This window comes from Amycolatopsis sp. WAC 01416 (assembly GCF_003947485.1).
In the GTDB taxonomy this organism is placed as follows: Bacteria; Actinomycetota; Actinomycetes; order Mycobacteriales; family Pseudonocardiaceae; genus Amycolatopsis.
This window is the reverse complement of the sequence record NZ_QHHX01000011.1, coordinates 160806-176916: the sequence shown is the minus strand read 5'-3', so window position 1 is coordinate 176916 and position 16111 is coordinate 160806. Positions and strand designations below refer to the sequence as shown.

21 protein-coding genes are annotated in these 16111 nt (G+C 66.5%); 11 read left to right on the top strand and 10 right to left on the bottom strand.

The annotated features are described in order from the left end of the window. The first annotated feature begins 129 nt into the window (after window positions 1-129). The 4 genes from DL990_RS33635 to DL990_RS33620 are packed head-to-tail and all read left to right on the top strand — an operon-like array spanning window position 130 to window position 2822. The gene (locus DL990_RS33635; RefSeq protein ID WP_233620658.1) at window positions 130-645 is read left to right on the top strand and encodes a DinB family protein; all 516 of its coding nucleotides are present in this window, start codon (window positions 130-132) and stop codon (window positions 643-645) included. Window positions 646-647: 2 nt separating this feature from the next. Next, on the top strand, window positions 648-1415 hold the full coding sequence (locus DL990_RS33630; protein WP_125787863.1) for an NAD(P)-binding domain-containing protein: 768 nt from the start codon (window positions 648-650) through the stop codon (window positions 1413-1415). Beyond that, window positions 1412-2170 (top strand): putative protein N(5)-glutamine methyltransferase, encoded by a 759-nt coding sequence (locus DL990_RS33625; RefSeq protein ID WP_125801125.1) that lies wholly within the window; start codon window positions 1412-1414, stop codon window positions 2168-2170. The genes DL990_RS33630 and DL990_RS33625 overlap by 4 nt, the downstream gene beginning before the upstream one ends. Before the next feature lie 10 nt (window positions 2171-2180). Further along, window positions 2181-2822, top strand: coding sequence for a class I SAM-dependent methyltransferase (locus tag DL990_RS33620; RefSeq protein WP_125801124.1), 642 nt, complete (start codon window positions 2181-2183; stop codon window positions 2820-2822). A 1-nt stretch (window position 2823) separates the two neighbouring features. Here the strand turns inward: DL990_RS33620 and DL990_RS33615 are convergent, their stop codons facing one another. Beyond that, window positions 2824-3663: a class I SAM-dependent methyltransferase gene (locus DL990_RS33615; protein ID WP_125801123.1), complete on the bottom strand. Its 840-nt coding sequence runs from the start codon at window positions 3661-3663 to the stop codon at window positions 2824-2826. Window positions 3664-3714: 51 nt separating this feature from the next. Next, a complete protein-coding gene (locus tag DL990_RS33610; protein WP_125801122.1) occupies window positions 3715-4554 on the bottom strand; it encodes an SDR family oxidoreductase in 840 nt (279 codons plus the stop codon). A 91-nt stretch (window positions 4555-4645) separates the two neighbouring features. On the opposite strand from DL990_RS33610, the gene DL990_RS33605 reads away from it, so the two are divergent. After that, on the top strand, window positions 4646-5017 hold the full coding sequence (locus DL990_RS33605) for a helix-turn-helix domain-containing protein (RefSeq protein WP_125787868.1): 372 nt from the start codon (window positions 4646-4648) through the stop codon (window positions 5015-5017). Between the two features lie 17 nt (window positions 5018-5034). On the opposite strand, the gene DL990_RS33600 is transcribed toward DL990_RS33605, so the two are convergent. From DL990_RS33600 to DL990_RS33575, 6 genes are all read right to left on the bottom strand, one after another. Next, a complete protein-coding gene (locus DL990_RS33600; RefSeq protein ID WP_125801121.1) occupies window positions 5035-5451 on the bottom strand; it encodes a VOC family protein in 417 nt (138 codons plus the stop codon). 107 nt (window positions 5452-5558) lie between these two features. Next, window positions 5559-6071 carry a DUF4303 domain-containing protein gene (locus tag DL990_RS33595; protein WP_125801120.1) on the bottom strand — a complete coding sequence of 171 codons (513 nt, stop codon included), beginning with the start codon at window positions 6069-6071 and terminating at the stop codon, window positions 5559-5561. Window positions 6072-6244: 173 nt separating this feature from the next. Further along, window positions 6245-6733, bottom strand: a complete 489-nt coding sequence (locus tag DL990_RS33590) for an HIT family protein (protein ID WP_125801119.1) — start codon at window positions 6731-6733, stop codon at window positions 6245-6247. Between the two features lie 33 nt (window positions 6734-6766). After that, the gene (locus DL990_RS33585) at window positions 6767-7246 is read right to left on the bottom strand and encodes a pyridoxamine 5'-phosphate oxidase family protein (RefSeq protein ID WP_125801118.1); all 480 of its coding nucleotides are present in this window, start codon (window positions 7244-7246) and stop codon (window positions 6767-6769) included. After that, window positions 7246-7686 carry an SRPBCC family protein gene (locus DL990_RS33580; RefSeq protein WP_233620657.1) on the bottom strand — a complete coding sequence of 147 codons (441 nt, stop codon included), beginning with the start codon at window positions 7684-7686 and terminating at the stop codon, window positions 7246-7248. Before DL990_RS33580 ends, DL990_RS33585 begins: the two co-directional genes overlap by 1 nt. A 38-nt stretch (window positions 7687-7724) precedes the next feature. Beyond that, on the bottom strand, window positions 7725-8051 hold the full coding sequence (locus DL990_RS33575; RefSeq protein ID WP_125787874.1) for a helix-turn-helix transcriptional regulator: 327 nt from the start codon (window positions 8049-8051) through the stop codon (window positions 7725-7727). A gap of 794 nt (window positions 8052-8845) precedes the next feature. On the opposite strand from DL990_RS33575, the gene DL990_RS33570 reads away from it, so the two are divergent. Then, on the top strand, window positions 8846-9826 hold the full coding sequence (locus DL990_RS33570; protein WP_125787875.1) for a tyrosine-type recombinase/integrase: 981 nt from the start codon (window positions 8846-8848) through the stop codon (window positions 9824-9826). A 1-nt stretch (window position 9827) separates the two neighbouring features. Here the strand turns inward: DL990_RS33570 and DL990_RS33565 are convergent, their stop codons facing one another. After that, window positions 9828-10211, bottom strand: coding sequence for a hypothetical protein (locus DL990_RS33565; RefSeq protein ID WP_125801116.1), 384 nt, complete (start codon window positions 10209-10211; stop codon window positions 9828-9830). Between the two features lie 66 nt (window positions 10212-10277). On the opposite strand from DL990_RS33565, the gene DL990_RS33560 reads away from it, so the two are divergent. Beyond that, on the top strand, window positions 10278-11057 hold the full coding sequence (locus tag DL990_RS33560) for a glycerophosphodiester phosphodiesterase (protein WP_125801115.1): 780 nt from the start codon (window positions 10278-10280) through the stop codon (window positions 11055-11057). Between the two features lie 69 nt (window positions 11058-11126). Here DL990_RS33560 and DL990_RS33555 read toward each other — a convergent pair whose 3' ends face one another. After that, entirely contained in the window at window positions 11127-11801 is a 675-nt protein-coding gene (locus DL990_RS33555; RefSeq protein ID WP_199746717.1) for a transglycosylase family protein, read from the bottom strand. Between the two features lie 270 nt (window positions 11802-12071). Here DL990_RS33555 and DL990_RS33550 point away from each other — a divergent pair, with 270 nt between their 5' ends. The 4 genes from DL990_RS33550 to DL990_RS33535 all read left to right on the top strand — a co-directional run bounded on the left by DL990_RS33550 (window position 12072) and on the right by DL990_RS33535 (window position 16082). Continuing rightward, window positions 12072-13472 (top strand): MFS transporter, encoded by a 1401-nt coding sequence (locus tag DL990_RS33550; RefSeq protein WP_125787212.1) that lies wholly within the window; start codon window positions 12072-12074, stop codon window positions 13470-13472. Window positions 13473-13502: 30 nt separating this feature from the next. Further along, complete coding sequence (locus DL990_RS33545) at window positions 13503-14261, top strand: thymidine kinase (RefSeq protein ID WP_125787213.1); 759 nt, start codon at window positions 13503-13505, stop codon at window positions 14259-14261. A gap of 226 nt (window positions 14262-14487) precedes the next feature. Continuing rightward, window positions 14488-14835 (top strand): RNA polymerase-binding protein RbpA, encoded by a 348-nt coding sequence (locus DL990_RS33540; protein WP_005151365.1) that lies wholly within the window; start codon window positions 14488-14490, stop codon window positions 14833-14835. A gap of 257 nt (window positions 14836-15092) precedes the next feature. Continuing rightward, window positions 15093-16082, top strand: a complete 990-nt coding sequence (locus tag DL990_RS33535) for an IS481 family transposase (RefSeq protein ID WP_125801113.1) — start codon at window positions 15093-15095, stop codon at window positions 16080-16082. Window positions 16083-16111: the final 29 nt, after the last annotated feature.

Sequence of the window (16111 nt, the reverse complement as noted above, 5' to 3'; positions counted from 1 at the left end):
CGCCGAGCTTGTCCCGGCCCCTACAAGAGCCGCGACCCTCGCAAAAGGATTCAGCGGCCTCCACGTGACCCCGCTCACCCCCGCAGGCGCGCCACGAACCCCACGTCACCCGATGGCATGATCGCCGCTATGACATGGACCGCCCCCGAGGTCACCCGCCCGTCCGGCGACACCGCCGCAGACGAGCGAATCCTCCTACCCTCCCTGCTGGCCTGGCACCGCGGCACCTTTCTCCACAAACTCGCCGGCCTCACCGGAGAACAACTCGCCACGGCGTCGGTCCCGCCGTCCAACCTCACCCTCCTCGGCCTCATCCGCCACCTCGCCAAGGTCGAACGCATCTGGTTCCGCCTGCGCTACGCCGCACAGGACATCGAACCCCTCTACGACCCCGCCCTCGGCAAGGACCACGACTTCGAAGCCCTCGACGCCGCCAAAGCCGAAGAGGCGTACGACATCCTCCTCGACGAGATCCGCCTGGCCGACGAAGCCGCCGCCGGAGGATCCCTCGACGACACCTTCGACGTCGGCGGGAACCCGTTCTCGCTCCGCATGCTCTACCTCCACATGATCGGCGAATACGCCCGCCACAACGGCCACGCCGACCTCATCCGCGAACGCGTCGACGGCCACAAGGGAGCCTGAACATGGACTACGGATTCATCGGCGCGGGCGAGATCACCGCCGCCATTGTCGAAGGCCTCAGCAAGGACATCGCCGACCCGCCTTCGATCTTCCTCTCACCCCGCAGCCGCAGCGTCGGCCAAGAGCTCTCGGCCCGCTTCGCCAACGTCGAAGTCCGCGGCAGCAACCAAGACGTCGTCGACAGCGCCACGACGATCGTCCTCGCCGTGCGCCCGCCGATCGCCGAAGAAGTCCTCCGAGATCTCACCTTCCAGCCCGGCCACGTCCTGATCAGCGCCCTCGCCGGCGTCCCTCTCGACCGGCTGCGCGACTGGGCCGCCCCCGCGGGCGAGGTCGTCCGGAGCATCCCGCTGCCCCCGGCCGCCCGCCGCCAAAGCCTCACCGCGATGTACCCCGACAACCCCCGGGCACGGGCACTCTTCGACAGCATCGGCGGCAGTGTCGTCCCTGCGGCGGAGAAGGACCTCGACGTCTTCAGCGGCGCCACGGCCACCTTCGCCGCTCACCTCGACTACCTCGCCACCATCGCCGCCTGGATGACCGACCAGGGCATCGAGGACACCACGGCGACCGCCTTCACCAGCCACATCTTCGGCCAGCTCGGCCACTCCCTGCTCCAGCAGAGCGGCGACCTCGAAACCCTCACCGGCAAACACATGACCCCCGGTGGGCTCAACGAGCAATTCCTCACCGACCTGCGCACCAACGGCGTCCCCGACACCGTCCGGCACGCCCTCGACGGCATCCTCACCAGACTGCGAGACAAGTGACCGTCATCGACAAGCTTCGGAAAGCCGGATGCGTCTTCGCCGAAGACGAAGCCCGCCTCCTCACTGAAGAAGCCCGCACCCCGGCCGAACTAGACACCATGGTCCAACGCCGCGTCGACGGCGAACCACTCGAAGTCATCCTCGGCTGGGCCGGATTCCACGGCCTCCGCATCGCCGTCGAACCCGGCGTCTTCGTGCCACGCCAACGATCCGAACTCCTCGTCCGCCACGCCGTCACCCTCGCCGGACCAGGAGCGGTCGTCCTCGACCTCTGCTGCGGCACCGGCGCACTCGGCGCCGCCATCGCCGCCGAACTCGGCGAAATCCGCCTCTACGCGGCCGACATCGAACCCGCCGCCGTCCGCTGCGCCCGCACCAACATCGCCGAAGCCGGGGGACAGGTCTTCGAAGGCGACCTCTACACACCACTGCCCGCGTCGCTACGAGGCCGCGTCGACATCTTGGTCGTGAACGCCCCATACGTCCCCACCGACGCCATCGCTCTGATGCCGCCCGAAGCCCGCGACCACGAACCCCGCGTCGCACTCGACGGCGGGCACGACGGCGTCGACGTCCACCGCCGCGTCGCCGCCGAAGCTCCACAATGGCTCGCACCAGGCGGGCACCTGCTGATCGAAACCAGCGAAAGCCAGGCCGTGAACACAGCGGAAGCCATGGCGCACAACGGATTGACCCCCGAGGTGATCACCGACGACGAGCTGTACGCGACGATTGTTGTCGGGGCGAAGCGATAGGGTCGCCGCCGTGACCGACTACCTCCAAACCACCCGCACCGCCTACGACACGGTCGCGGCCGACTACGCCGAACTCCTCCGCGACCATCTCGCCGGATCCACCTGGGATCGCGCCGTGCTCGCCGCGTACGCCGAACTCGTCAAGGCCGACGGCGGCGGACGCGTCGCCGAAATCGGCTGCGGCCCCGGCCGCATCACCCAGCACCTCCACGAACTGGGCCTCGACATCCACGGCGTCGACCTCTCCCCGGAGATGGTCGCCGTCGCCCGCAAGTGGTACCCGCACCTGGACTTCCAGATCGGGGAGATGCCCGGTTTGTCCTTTGAGGACGGTGCACTGGCAGGCGTCGTCGCCTGGTACTCGATCATCCACACACCACGGGAGCGCCTGCCGGAGATCTTCGCCGACTTCCACCGGATCCTCGCCACCGGCGGCCACCTGCTGGTCGCCTTCCAGGTAGGCGAAGAAATCCGCCACATCGAGCACGCGTACGGGCACGACATCTCCTGTGACGCGTACCGGCTGGCACCGGAGAAGATCGCCGAGCAGCTGGGGGAGGCCGGGTTCAGCCTGCTCTCCACCCTCGTCCGCGAACCGTCCGAGGAATTCGAGAGCACCCCACAGGCCTACCTGATCGCCCGCAAGCAGTAGGTCAAGGCCGCCGAGCCTCGACGAGCCAGGCGGCCGAGCCGTAGAAAACGCCTCGGCCGGCCTGGTGCTCGGCGAGATCGGCCCGCAACGCCTCGACGGCTCCCGCACGCGTCGTCTCATCCAAATCGCTCAACCGCCCGCCGTGCTGCTCGACGATGAACTCGGCCGCGTCATCGACGTCCTCACCGAAGTACATCGGCTTGTTCACCGCGGTGCACCGCACGTCGGCGTACCCGGCGGAGACCAGCAACCTTCCGATCTCGACTGGGTCGCTGAGCGCGAGATCCGAGGACGGCACCTCACGCCCGGCCGCGAAGATCGTCCGGAACGTGGTGATCCATTCGTTGAGCCGCAACGGCTGCCACGTCAGCAGGACCAGACGGCCACCAGGCCGGGTCGCCCTCGCCAGATTCGAGAACGCGGCCAGGGGAGTACCGAAGAACATCGATCCATGCCTGCTGATCACCACATCGAAACCCGCCTCGGCGAACGGATGGACCTGCGCGTCCACCTGCTCGAAAGAAACGTTGGCCAGACCTTCCTCCACGGCGATCCGGCGAGCGACGCCGAGCATCTCACTGGAAAGGTCCACGCCGAGCGCGGAACCGGCGGTCGCCAGCCGCGCCGCGTCCCGCGTCGTCTGACCCGCACCGCAGCCGACGTCGAGAACATTGTCAGCAAGCCCGATACCGGCCGCGGCGAAGAACGTGTCGCGATAAGCAGCGACACCGTCGTTGAACCGCTGCGCGCGCTTCGCCCAGAGCGAGCCGTCATCACCGTCCCACGCCTTCAACATCCGCTCGTTGGACGGATCGACACGCACAGCGGTGCTCTCGGACATCGCGGTAACCCCCAGATTCGACTTTTCGGGGACGACCTTAGCGCGACGCCATCAGCGGAACGCGGCGATGTTCCGGGCGGTCCAGTCGGCGAACGACCGCGGATCACGGCCGAGCACGCGTCGAACGTCCGGGCTCACCCGCAGCTCGGCCGGACTCGGGGAACCGATGATGTCCAGCGTGTCGTCCGCGAGCTCCGCCGGCATGCTCCGGGCCATACCCGCCTTGGCCTCCTCACGGGTGAGCTCCTGAAACCGCACCGGCGAGCCCAGAGCACCGGCGAGGACCTCCGCCTGCTCGCGCGGCGTGATCACCTCCGGGCCGGTCAATTCGTACACGCCACCGAGATGCCGGTCATCCACCAGGCAAGCGGCCGCGACCTCCGCGATATCCGCCGGGTCGATGATCGGCAGCCCCGTGTCACCGAACGGCGCGGCGACCACCTGCCGCGAACGGACCGACTCCGCCCACCACAAGGCGTTGGAGGCGAAACCACCCGGCCGCAGGATCGCCCAATCCAAACCGGAGCCCCGCACCACGTCCTCCAGCTCGCGCATCGCGATCCGCGTCGTACCGAACGGCCTGGTCGCCACACCCTGCGAAGAGAGCAGGACAACCCTGCGAACTCCGGCGGCCGCCGCCTGTCCGACGATGTCGGCAGGGTTGGCCTCGGCGGCATGCAAGTCGCCGGAAAGCAGCAGGAACAAGGACTTCGCCCCGGCCAGCGCTTGCTCGAGCCCGGCAGGCTCGGCAAGGTCCGCCACCACATGCCGACCGCCCTGCGGTGCCTCGGCGGGGTGCCGCGACACCGCCGTCACCTGCTGACCCGCCTCGACCAACGCCTGAGTCAACGGCCGGCCGATGTTTCCCGTAGCCCCGGTCACCACGATCATGAACAGCTCCTTCGTTCGATCTTGTTGTGATCACGACGCTAGGAGAGTGGCTTACTTTTGGTAAGGGCATACCTTGAGGTAAGCTCCTGCCATGACAGGAGGCGTGCAGTTCACACCGGCCGACACAAAGCCGCGGTATGAGGTGTTTCACACCGACTGCCCGGCGCGCGAGGTGGTCGACCACGTGACCAGCCGATGGGGGATCTGGGTACTGATCTCCTTGCAGGCCGACGACCTCAGGTTCTACGAGCTACGCGAAAGCATCCGGGGGATCAGCGAGAAGATGCTCGCCCAATCCCTGCGCGCACTCGTTCAAGACGGCCTGATCTGGCGAAAGGTCGAGCCCACGACACCACCCCAGGTCACCTACGGACTGACCGACTTCGGCCGGGACCTCGGCGAGCCGTTAGGGGAGTTGTTCGACCGGATCACTCGACGCCTGGGGCCACGCGAGGCGGAATAGCGTCGGACGACCATCGATCAGGTTCGCCGCAGACTGATGTTGACCATCCAGGTGATCCCGAACTTGTCCACGAGCGCGCCGGCCTCGTCACCCCATACCTGCTTCTCCAGCGGCATGGTCACGGCGCCGCCGACGGACAACTTCTCGAAACAGCCACGGAGTTCGCCGTCGCCACCGAGGTAGACCGCGACGTTGTTGCCAGGGGAGTGAGGCACGTCCTCGACCTGACCATCAACGTCACATGCCATCAGCATGTATCCGTGCGGGGTGTCGAGCTGCGCGTGCATGACCTTGTCTGCGTTGGGCGAGCCCGGCGAACCGAAGTCCGCGATCGTGCCGATCTCCAGCTTGCCGCCGAGTACCTCCCGGTAGAACTCCATCGCCTGCCGTGCGTTCCCGTTGTACCTGATGTACGGGTTGAGTCGAGATCCCATCTGATTCGATCGCCCTTCATATGAGTGAAGTGCGAGCATTCCACCGAATACACGACATCTTGCGTCAGGTATTCGCGGCAAGATGTCGTCTGCGGTGTCGGGATCCGTCAGCAGGTCAGCCAAGCGTCCAACGCCGGACCGGGCGGATTGAGCCGACGAGCCCGGGCTACGTTTTCCTCGTCGTCAGGAACGACCTCGACCAAAACCAGCACGTCCGCTCGAGCTACGCCGACACCGAACAGCCCTTCATCATCCAACCTGCGCAGCGCTGTCTCCATCGCGCGAAGCCGAAGATCGAACTCCGCGTCGGACGCATCGTCGTCGGCAATGTCGAACACCTCCGGCCGAGCGGCGAACATCTCGCGGACCGGCTTCAGGTATTCCTCACCCACAACCGAAAACGGCGAATCGGCGTAGGAGTAGCGGACGTCCTCGGCGTCCGCTCGCTGCGCCAGCGCCTCGCGCGACCACGCCGACAGCGCCGGACCGAATGCCTCGCCAGGCGTGGTCAGCGTGAAGTAGTAGAACGTGTGGCCGGGGTTGTCGCGGAACAGGTCCGTGACAACCGCACGAGTGGCCGTGGTCAACGCGTCCGCCAGGTCAGCTTCGGAAGGAGTCATGCAGCATCGAACCACACCGACGCGCGCATCCCAACATGCACGGTTTCGCGCGGGGGTCGTGAGTGGCGTTTCGGGTTCTAACCCGAAACGCCACTCACGACCCCCGGCACCGGCCACGCCACCTCAGCCTTACCTCTCAATAGGTGGCGGAGGCTCGCGTAAACGGTGTGCCGTCAGGTCGTCATCTGTTCGCCGAGGCTGCGAGCAAGTTCCGCGAGTTCGTCGTCGGCGATGTCGAGGTAGCCGCGGCCCGGCTCGAAGACCGCGGTCTGCTGCTGGTCGTAGGGCACACCGGGCGGCAGGGGCGCGAGATGCCAGTGGACATGCCGATTGGCTTGCTGGCTGCCGAGGGACAGGACGTAGAGGCGTTCAGTGGGGAGCAGGTCGGTGAGTGCGCGGCCCGCGCGGTGTACGACCGACTGGAGGGCAAGGTATTCGTCGGTGGTGAAGTCGCCGACGGCGTGCTCTCGGTGCTCGATCGGAGCGACGAGGAAGTGCCCGCGCACGGACGGGAAGCGACTGGCGAAGACGACCGCATGGTCGTCGCGGTGGGCGATGTGGTGAGGATAGTCGGGATTGCCGGCGAGTAGTTCGCAGACGAAACAAGCACGGCGGGCTAGGTCGAGGTAGGCGTCGGGCTGCCAAGGCGAACGCGTGGTCACCAGTCTCGTCTACCAGAGCGGATCGTCTTGCGGTCAGACCAGCCACTGACCGGACCGCATCAGGGTCCTGTCGTCGAGCTCGGCGAAGGAGCGCCACGCTTGTAACCGGGTCGGGGTGAGCTGGAGGTAGACGAATCCGGATGCATGCCGCGGGTCAGGACCGCCCCGCAGCAGTGAAGCGAACGGGTCGGCGATGGCCGGATCGATCGCGTCGGGTTCGATGACTTTCATCGTGCCGTCGATCATGACCACGTCGTATGGATGACCGATGGCCGCTCGCGCTCGTGCGGTGGCGGCCACGTTGGTCACCGTTCGGCTGTTCGCGAAGGTCGCGAACGTGAGGACCTCGCCGTTGTGGTGGAACAGGAGCGGAACGAGGTGTGGGCCGTCGGCATCGCCCGTGGCCAACCACGCGGTGGTTTCCGAACGCAGCAGTTCGAGTGCATCGCTCTTGCGTCGCAACGGTTCCCGCGATGGCTGCATCGTGTCGCCGACAGTGCTCGATGCCGCCATCAGCGGCCTCCGGTCAGCAGCTGGGCGTAGCGAGCGAGGTACAGCGGCCAGCCGGCGTCGCCTCCGACGCCGTCACTGACGGCTTTCCAGCTCGGTCCGTGGCGATCCAGTTTGCGGTGTTCGAGTTCCACGCGCGTACGCTGCGCGGCTTCGGCGATGAAGCGGACCTCGACCTCGCTTGTGTGCTCATGGTCGCGTTCAATCTGCCATTGGGGGCTGATGTCCCAGCTGAAGACGACGCGATGCGGGGGATCGTAGGCGAGTATTCGGGCCCAGCGGCACTCGCTGCCGTCGACCCCGCGGTCGAAGATGTGACCACCGACGTGGGGCTCGAACACCGTCTCGACGATCTCGACCTGAAGCAGATTGTGCTCGGGTGGCTTGAAGTCGCCGAATCGCTCGGTGAAAACGGTGAAGGCCCGTTCGAGCGGGGCGTTCACGACGACCTCCTTGCGGACCACCGTGCTCGTTGCCTGGGTCATCGCTGATCTCCTTCGGGTTGTTCGACGACGTCCTTGTAGGCGGCCAGCGCGCGGCTCCAAAAAGTGTCGAGCTGATCGCGTAACGCGCCCATGGTGGCCGCATTGAGCTGGTAGATGCGTTTGGTGCCGGCGGGGCGGTCGGTGACCAACCCTGCGCCTTTGAGGGCCTTGAGGTGCTGGGATACCGCCGGCCGGCTGATCGGAAGCTGGTCGGCGAGTTCACGGACGGACCGTGGCCGCTCGGCCAGGCACTCGATGATCGCGCGCCGACTCGGATCCCCGAACGCGTTCCACGCGGCATCCGTGACTCGGTAAGTGTCCACGAACCGTAAGTCTAGACTTACGGAGCATCGGTGGCAATACCGGAGGATGAGCGTCTATGCGGGTTGGGGCGTGGCGGATACAGAGTTCCCAGCGAGTTCGGCGTGCTTGCGGGTGAACCGGCGGCCCGCCGAGCGCGGAGGCGAAGTCCGGTCGGACTGGCGACAGCCTTGGCGATGCGGGGCGCGGGGAAGCCGTAGGGCAGGGGCGAACCTGAGCCGGTTAGCGGTTCCGTGCAGCCAGACGGACCTTACTTGACATAATGTACATTATCGGCACTTTGGCTGACCTGGAGAACAACGGTCAAGAGGGGTCTCCGGCGGGAGCCGAACGGGCCCTTCACTACATGTCACGCAGGGAAGCTCCCTTTGCTGCGGCGGCTGCGGGCATGGCTCCCTTCAGCTCTCTCCGAACTCCAAGCGGCCCTTAGTCCTCCAGGGCAAACCCGGAGCACCCCCGGGGATGCAAAACGGATGTCCGATCACCCGGCCTCAATACGTCACTGTGACGAATCAATCCGGATGTCTCGGTCGATGTTGATCAATGGAGGCGCCACCTGGACTCATCTCGCCAGCCTTGCCGCCCTGACGGCCAGGCTGAGGTCTCCGAAGCTCCAAGTGTCATGAGAGGAACTTCGGACGGAAACCGGTCAGGGAAGTCCCGCACTGGACGCCCAGTGAGCGGCCGAGCGAACCGAGATCCCCCGCGAGGAGGTTCCGGACCCGTCACTCCGTTTCATGCATAATCACTATTATGCATGAAACGGAATATAACCGAGTGTAAGACTGTCGGTGCCATGCGGTACAAGATGCTCATGAGGGTTTCCGAGGCACAGCAAGCCTTTTTCGCCGCACGTCGTCCCCGTAAGGATTCTCCTCACACCACCGACGCCTACCGCCGCGACCTCGCCGGCATCACCGCTCTTCTGCTCCGCGAGCTAGGCCGCTCCCCTGACGAACTCACCGTCGAGATGCTCACCGCTCAGGCGCTCCGCAACGCCTTCGGTGCCTTCGCGGACACTCACGCGAAGAGTTCCGTGCTGCGCGCGTGGTCGACCTGGAACCAGTTCCTCACCTTCTGCGTGTCCGACGGGCTGCTCGCGGGCAATCCCATGGGCGCGGTCGCGCGCCCGAAGGCGCCTCCGTTGACGCCGAAACCGTTGCGGGGCGAGGAAACCCCGGAGCAGTTGCTCGCGGCCGCCGCCGATGGTTCGCGCCGGACGCGGGATCCGTGGCCGGAGCGGGACGTCCTGGTGATCGCGCTCGGGCTGGTCGCCGGGCTGCGTGCCGCCGAGATGCGGGCGCTGACCGCGCGGTCGCTGGTCGGCCGTCAGGGCGAGATGCGGTTGCACGTCCACGGCAAGGGAAGCCGTGACCGGTCGATCCCGGTCCAGCCGATCATGGAGAAGATCATCGAGGAGTACCTGGCTTCGTGCCGCCGTCGCTTCCCGCAGCAGCGGTTCGGGCCCTCCACTCCCCTCCTCCGGGATCGTGCCGGCGAGCCGATCGGCCGCGGCGCGCTCGAGTATCTGGTCAAGTCGTGCTATCGGTGGGCAGGCCTGCACGACCGTGTGCCGGTCGGGGCGAATCTCCACGCGTTGCGGCATACCTTCGCCACCCGGCTGGCCGAGGACGGCGCGACCGCGTCGGAGATCATGGCGTTGCTGGGGCACGCGAGCCTGGCGACCAGTCAGAACTACATCGAGGCGACCGGTCGTGAGCAGCGGGCGGCGGCCGCGAGCAACCGGACGTACCGGGCGTTGGACGGGATCGTGTAGGTCAGCGGAGCTGTTCGAGGTCCTTGGCCGCCTGGGCGATTTCGCCGGCGAGACCGCGGAGTTCGGCGACGGACGCGCCATCGTCGGCCGCGGTGACGACGTCTTCGGCGGCGCAGCGGAGTTGGAAGAGCCTGTCCTGCAGGGTGGCGATCTCGGTGTCGGAGAGGACGACGGCGTCTTCGGGGAGGCCGCTGCGCTGGAGGGCGGTGCGGCGTTCGTAGGCCCGCTGGCGGCAGGATTGCCCGCAGTAGCGGCGGCGCCTGCCGACGTTGCCGCCTTGTTCGAGCCGTCGGCCGCACCATCCGCAGTGTTTGGGTGCTCCCGCGCGACGTAACTCGGTCACCTCTTCGGCGGACGTCTTCGGGTGTTCGGCGACTTCCCTCACGGATCAGACCCTAGCTGGCCATCCGACGATCATGCCGAGGCCACGGCCGAAGTGCACACTAGTGGGGTGCCGACCTTGTTTCCGTACCTCGCCGACCCGCTCCCGCGTGCCTTCGCCCATCGGGGCTGGCATCTCGGTGACCTGGACGGATTGGAGAACTCGCTGCCGGCGTTCCAGCATGCGGTGGCCGAGGGGTATCGCTATCTCGAGACGGATGTGCACGCGACGTCGGACGGTGTGGTGGTCGTGCATCACGATGCCGCGCTGGACCGGACGACCGATGGCGCGGGGTTGATCTTCCGGCAGACGTGGGCGCAGTTGCGGAACGTCAAGGTCGGCGGTCGCGCGCCGTTGTCGCGGCTGGAGGACGTCCTCGAGGAGTTGCCGGAGGCGCGGTTCAACATCGACGTGAAGTCGAACGAGGCGGTGGCGCCCTTCGTGCGGGCGATCGAGCGGACCGGTACGCACGACCGGGTCGCGGCCGCGTCGTTCTCCGACGCGCGGCTCGCGCGGATCCGGAAGCTGGCTGGGCCGAAGCTGGTGACGGCGATGGGGCCGCGTTCGGTGGCGGTGATGTGGGCGAACGGGTTTTTGCCGCTGGTCTCGCTTCGGGCGTTGTCGCGGGGTGCGATGGCGCAGGTGCCGGTGCGGCAGGGGCGGTTGAAGGTGGTGGACCGGGCGTTCCTGCGGCAGGCGACGCGTGGGGGTTTCGAGGTGCACACGTGGACGGTGGACGATCCGGCGGAGATGCGGCTGCTGCTGGATCTGGGGGTGCACGGGATCGTGACGGACCGGCCGGATCTGCTGCGTGAGGTGCTTCGGGAACGCGGCGCTTGGCCCTCCTGACGACCCGCAATTCGTCATCTACTTGCGTTCACCGGCGCAAGTAGATGACGAATTGCGGATGGTGTGGCGCTACCGGGGTGGTTTGCCGTTCCAGGCGGCGTCCCAGGTCTTGGGTCCGAGGCGGCCTGAGTCGTTGATGCCGTTGGCTCGTTGGAGGGCGAGGACGGCTTCGCGGGTTTTGTCGTAGTAGCAGCCTGTGCCGGTGAAGCCGTAGCCGAAGGCGTTCATGCGGAGCTGGAACTGCTTGAGCGGGGCGGCGCAGTCTCCGTAGGCGTAGACGACGCCGGGCCAGGCGGGTTGGGGGCCGCCGGGCGGGGCGGGCGGGGTCGGCTTCGGTTTGGGCGGAGGCGGCGGGGCGGGCTGTCCTCCCCCGCCGATGTAGGCGGAGTCGTCGTAGGACGGGACGCGTTTGCTGCGGCCGTCGCCGTCGTTGCGGAAGCCGAGTTTGCCGGCGCATTCCCAGGGTTGCCAGCCGCGCATGCGGTACAGGTAGAGGGCCCGGTAGTCCTGTTCGCGGGGGCTGGCCTGGTCGGGGCGTCCTTGGCCGCCGACGCTGCGCCAGGTGGGCAGGTCGAACTGGTAGGCGCCGTAGTAGCCGTTGCCGGTGTTGATGTTGTAGCGGCCGCTCGACTCACACATACGGAGCTTGGCCCAGTGGGAGCCGTGGGGGTCCGCTGCGGCGGATCCGGTGGTGGCGATCTGCAGACCCGTGACGGCGAGGGCGAGCAGGAGCGTTCTCGCCACTACGCGGTGTGCTGTGCGAAGGCGATTGGTCCTCATGAGCGGAACAGTAAGTACAGGACACATGCTTCACAAGAGTCACAGCTCGCACTCCAGCCTCACATGAAACACACAGGGATCGTGGCAGCGACACGCCGACGATGGTCGCGGAGGTTGCCGGGAAGGGTTCGTCTCGCGTCGAAACGAACACGGTCCCGCCTTGTGCCGGACAAGTGGGCTCGATGACCAGTAGTCTCCCGCTGACCTCGACGTTCTCGACTTCAGGAGCAGTGCATGACGGTGGCCGTGACCCGTGAACGCAAGCGGGTGTGGCGGGCTTGGTACCTCTACGACTGGGCCAATTCGCCGTTCTATTCGTCGGTCATCACCGTCTTCGGAGCGCTCTATTTGAGCGATATCGCGTCCGCGGATGCCAAGGCGAATTTCACCCTTAACGGGGACAGGGCGTGCACCGATTCGAGTGGTGCTTCGAGCACGCTGCAGAACTGCGACGTCTCGTTGTTCGGGCTGCATTTCCCAGCGGGCTCGCTGTGGGGCTATCTGCTGTCGATCGCGACGGTGACGCAGGTGCTGGTGCTGCCGATCGCCGGCGCGATCGCGGACCGGAGCAGGCACAAGCGGCGGATCCTCGGCGGGTTCGCGTTCCTGGGCGCGGTGGCGTCGGCGCTGATGTTCTTCATCTCGGGGACGAACTGGGAGGTCGGGGTCTGGACGTTCATCCTGGCCAACATCGGTTACGGCGGTGCGCTGGTCGTCTACTACTCGTTCCTGGTGGACATCGCGGAGCCTGATGAGCGGGACGCGGTGTCGTCGAAGGGGTGGGCGTTCGGGTATCTCGGCGGCGGCCTGGCGCTCGCGCTGCAACTGGGGTTCTTCATGGGGCACGGCTTCTTCGGGGTGAGCGAACATCTGGCGATCCAGATCTGTTTCCTGACGTCGGGGATCTGGTGGGCGGTGTTCACGGTCCCCGCGGTGCGCGCACTCCCCCGGACTCATGTGCCGAAGTCCGCGGAGCGGGGGCTGTCGGTGGTGACGGCCGGGTTCAAGGAGCTGAAGCAGACGATCAAGGAGGCGCGGGCCTATCCCCTGACGCTGGCGTTCCTCGGCAGTTACCTGGTCTTCACCGACGGGATCACGACGGTGGTTGCGGTGTCGGCGCAGTACGGCAAGGACGAGCTGAAGTACAGCACGCAGGTGCTGATCGTCACGATCCTGGTGATCCAGTTCCTCGCCTACGCCGGGGCGATGATCCACGGTGCGATCGCGGCGCGGATCGGGGCGAAGAAGACGATTCTGGGCAGTCTGGTGGCCTGGGTGGTCGTGTTGTGCTTCGCGTTCTTCATCGAGGCCGGTCAGCCGTTGCAGTTCTACGCGGTGGCGGTCGGGATCGGACTGGTGCTCGGTGGAACGAACGCGTTGTCGCGGTCGTTGTTCGGGCAGATGATCCCGGAGGGGAAGGACGCGCAGTACTTTTCGCTGTACGTGGTGGGTGAGCGCGGGACGTCGTGGCTCGGTCCCCTGTTGTTCGCCGCGGTCGGGCAGATCACCGGTTCGTTCCGGTGGGCGATCATCGCTTTGGTGATCTTCTTCGTGCTCGGTTTCGTGTTCGTGTGGCTGGTGCCGGTGCGCCGCGCGATCGAGGCGGCGGGCAACCGGCCACCGGCGGTGCTGTGACGGCGGAGCGTGCCGATAGGGTCGAGCGTCGTGACCGTACTGAAGGAGAGTGGCCCCGATCCCACGGACGCGTTGTCGTCGGTGCCGGTGGCGGGTTCACGGCGGGGTGTGCCGGTCGTCGGGAAGTTGAAGTTCTGTTACGGGCCGATGGACTGCGGGAAGTCGACGCTGGCGTTGCAGATCGACCACAACCACGCGCGGCAGGGTCGTCGCGGGATGGTGCTGGTGCGCCATGACCGGTCCGGTGAACCGCAGATCACCAGCCGGATCGGGTTGACGCGCAAGGCGATCGAGGTCGGGAACGAGACCGATCTGCGGTTGCTGGTGCGTGAGCAGTGGGCGGCCGGGCGGCATGTGGACTACTTGATCGTCGACGAGGCGCAGTTCTTGTCGCCCGATCAGGTGGATCAGCTGGCTGAACTGGCCGATGACGTCCAGATAGACGTGTACTGCTTCGGGATCGCGACCGATTTCCGGAGCATGTTGTTCCCGGGGGCCGCGCGGTTGTTCGAGCTGGCGGACGAGTTGCAGCCCGTTCAGGTCGAGGTGCTGTGCTGGTGCGGGCAGACGGGGCGGTTCAACGCGAGGGTGTCCGACGGCGAGGTGTTGCGGGCCGGGGACACCGTCGTGGTGGCGGATACCGAGCAGTTGGTCGTTGAATCTTCATCGACATCACCGTCTGAGGGCGAACCGAACACGGTCCGTTATCAGGTATTGTGCCGTCGACACTTTCGACTGGGCGACCTGGGGCCGACCTCGGCCCAACACGGTCAGTTACGGTTGACGTGACAGGCGTACTACTAGCCCATCTGGGGGATATCCGCACCAAGATGGCCGTATTGACGTCACGCCAGAGCGCGAAACCACTCCTACTAGGAGAAGCTGTTGCCACCGGGTGACACAGCTCATCGTGAGCAAGGACATGCTGTTCAGGGAATCCTCTGGCCCTCATTGTCGTTGCATAGGGTGAGCATCACCCTGGCTCCACCCGGAGCTGACTGAAAGGACCCCCATCATGGCCGACCGTGTTCTCCGTGGAAGCCGGCTGGGAGCGGTCAGCTACGAGACCGACCGCAACCACGATCTCGCGCCCCGCCGCACCGTGCGCTACGCCTGCCCCAAGAACCACGAGTTCGAGGTGCCCTTCTCCGACGACGCCGAGATCCCTTCGGTGTGGGAGTGCAGGCTGCACGGCAGCGAGTCCGAGATCGTGGACGGCGGGCAGCCGGAGCAGAAGAAGGTCAAGCCCCCGAGGACGCACTGGGACATGCTCCTGGAGCGGCGCTCGATCCCGGAGCTCGAAGATCTGCTCAACGAACGTCTCGCCGAGCTGAAGGGACGCAGGACCACCCGGTCCGCCTGACGCACGGCACAAGTAGCTAGCCCCACCACGAATCGGCGAAGCCCCCGCGACCTCCCTCCGCGGGGGCTTCGCCGCGTCTGAGGGATGTCAGCACCACGCCCTCCCAAGTACATGAAGGCCCCCTTCCTCGCGCCTAGGTGTAGTGACCCGGGAGGTTGTGAACGGGGGCGACACGTGGGTCGATGATCTTGGAATAGGGGAGGGCCTCCGGGTTCGGTGTGGATTGCGACATCTGCACCGGCTACCTGGAGGCCCTCGTGACTCACGCTAACGCACCGTTGACCCCTGCCGGACGGTTGCGCCTGGCCCGGTGTGTCGTGGACGAGGGCTGGCCGTTGCGGCGTGCCGCGGAACGGTTCCAGGTCGCGGTGTCCACGGCGAAACGGTGGGCCGGCCGCTACCGCGAGGGTGGCGAAGCCGCGATGGTCGATCGCCCGTCCCGCCCGCATCGCTGCCCGTCGCGGCTTCCGGCCCGGACCGAGCGGCGGATCATCAAGGTCCGGGTCCTGCGCCGGTGGGGACCGGCCCGGATCGCTTTTCTGCTCGGGCTGAACCCGTCCACGGTGCACCGGGTCCTGCGCCGTTACGGCCTGGCCCGGCTCTCTCACCTGGACCGGGCCACCGCCCGGCCGGTCCGCCGCTACGAACACGCCGCGCCCGGTGACCTGATCCATGTCGACATCAAGAAGCTGGGCAACATCCCCGACGGCGGCGGGCACCGTGTCCTGGACCGCGCCACCGGCCTGCGGCACAAAAAGGCCACCACCACCGCCCGCTACCGGGATGGCAAACCCAGGATCGGGTCCAGCTACCTGCACAACGCCCTCGACGACCACTCCCGCCTGGCCTACAGCGAAATCCTGACCGACCAGAAGAAAGAGACCGCGGCCGCGTTCTGGCAACGAGCCCAGAACTTCTTCACCAGCAACGGCATCACCATCAAGAAGGTCCTGACCGACAACGGGGCCTGCTACAAATCCCGCCTCTGGCGCGACATACTCGCCAACGCCGGGATCGTCCACAAACGCACCCGCCCCTACCGGCCACAAACCAACGGCAAAGTCGAACGGTTCAACCGCACCCTCCTCGAGGAATGGGCCTACGCCCGCCCCTACCACTCAGAACGCGAACGACGAGACGCCTATCCCGGCTGGCTGCACACCTACAATCACCACCGCGGCCACACCGCACTCGCCGGCAAACCACCCGCCAGCCGCGTTCCCAACCTCCCAGGTCACTACACCTAGGTACAGGAAGGGGGCCTTCATGTACTTCA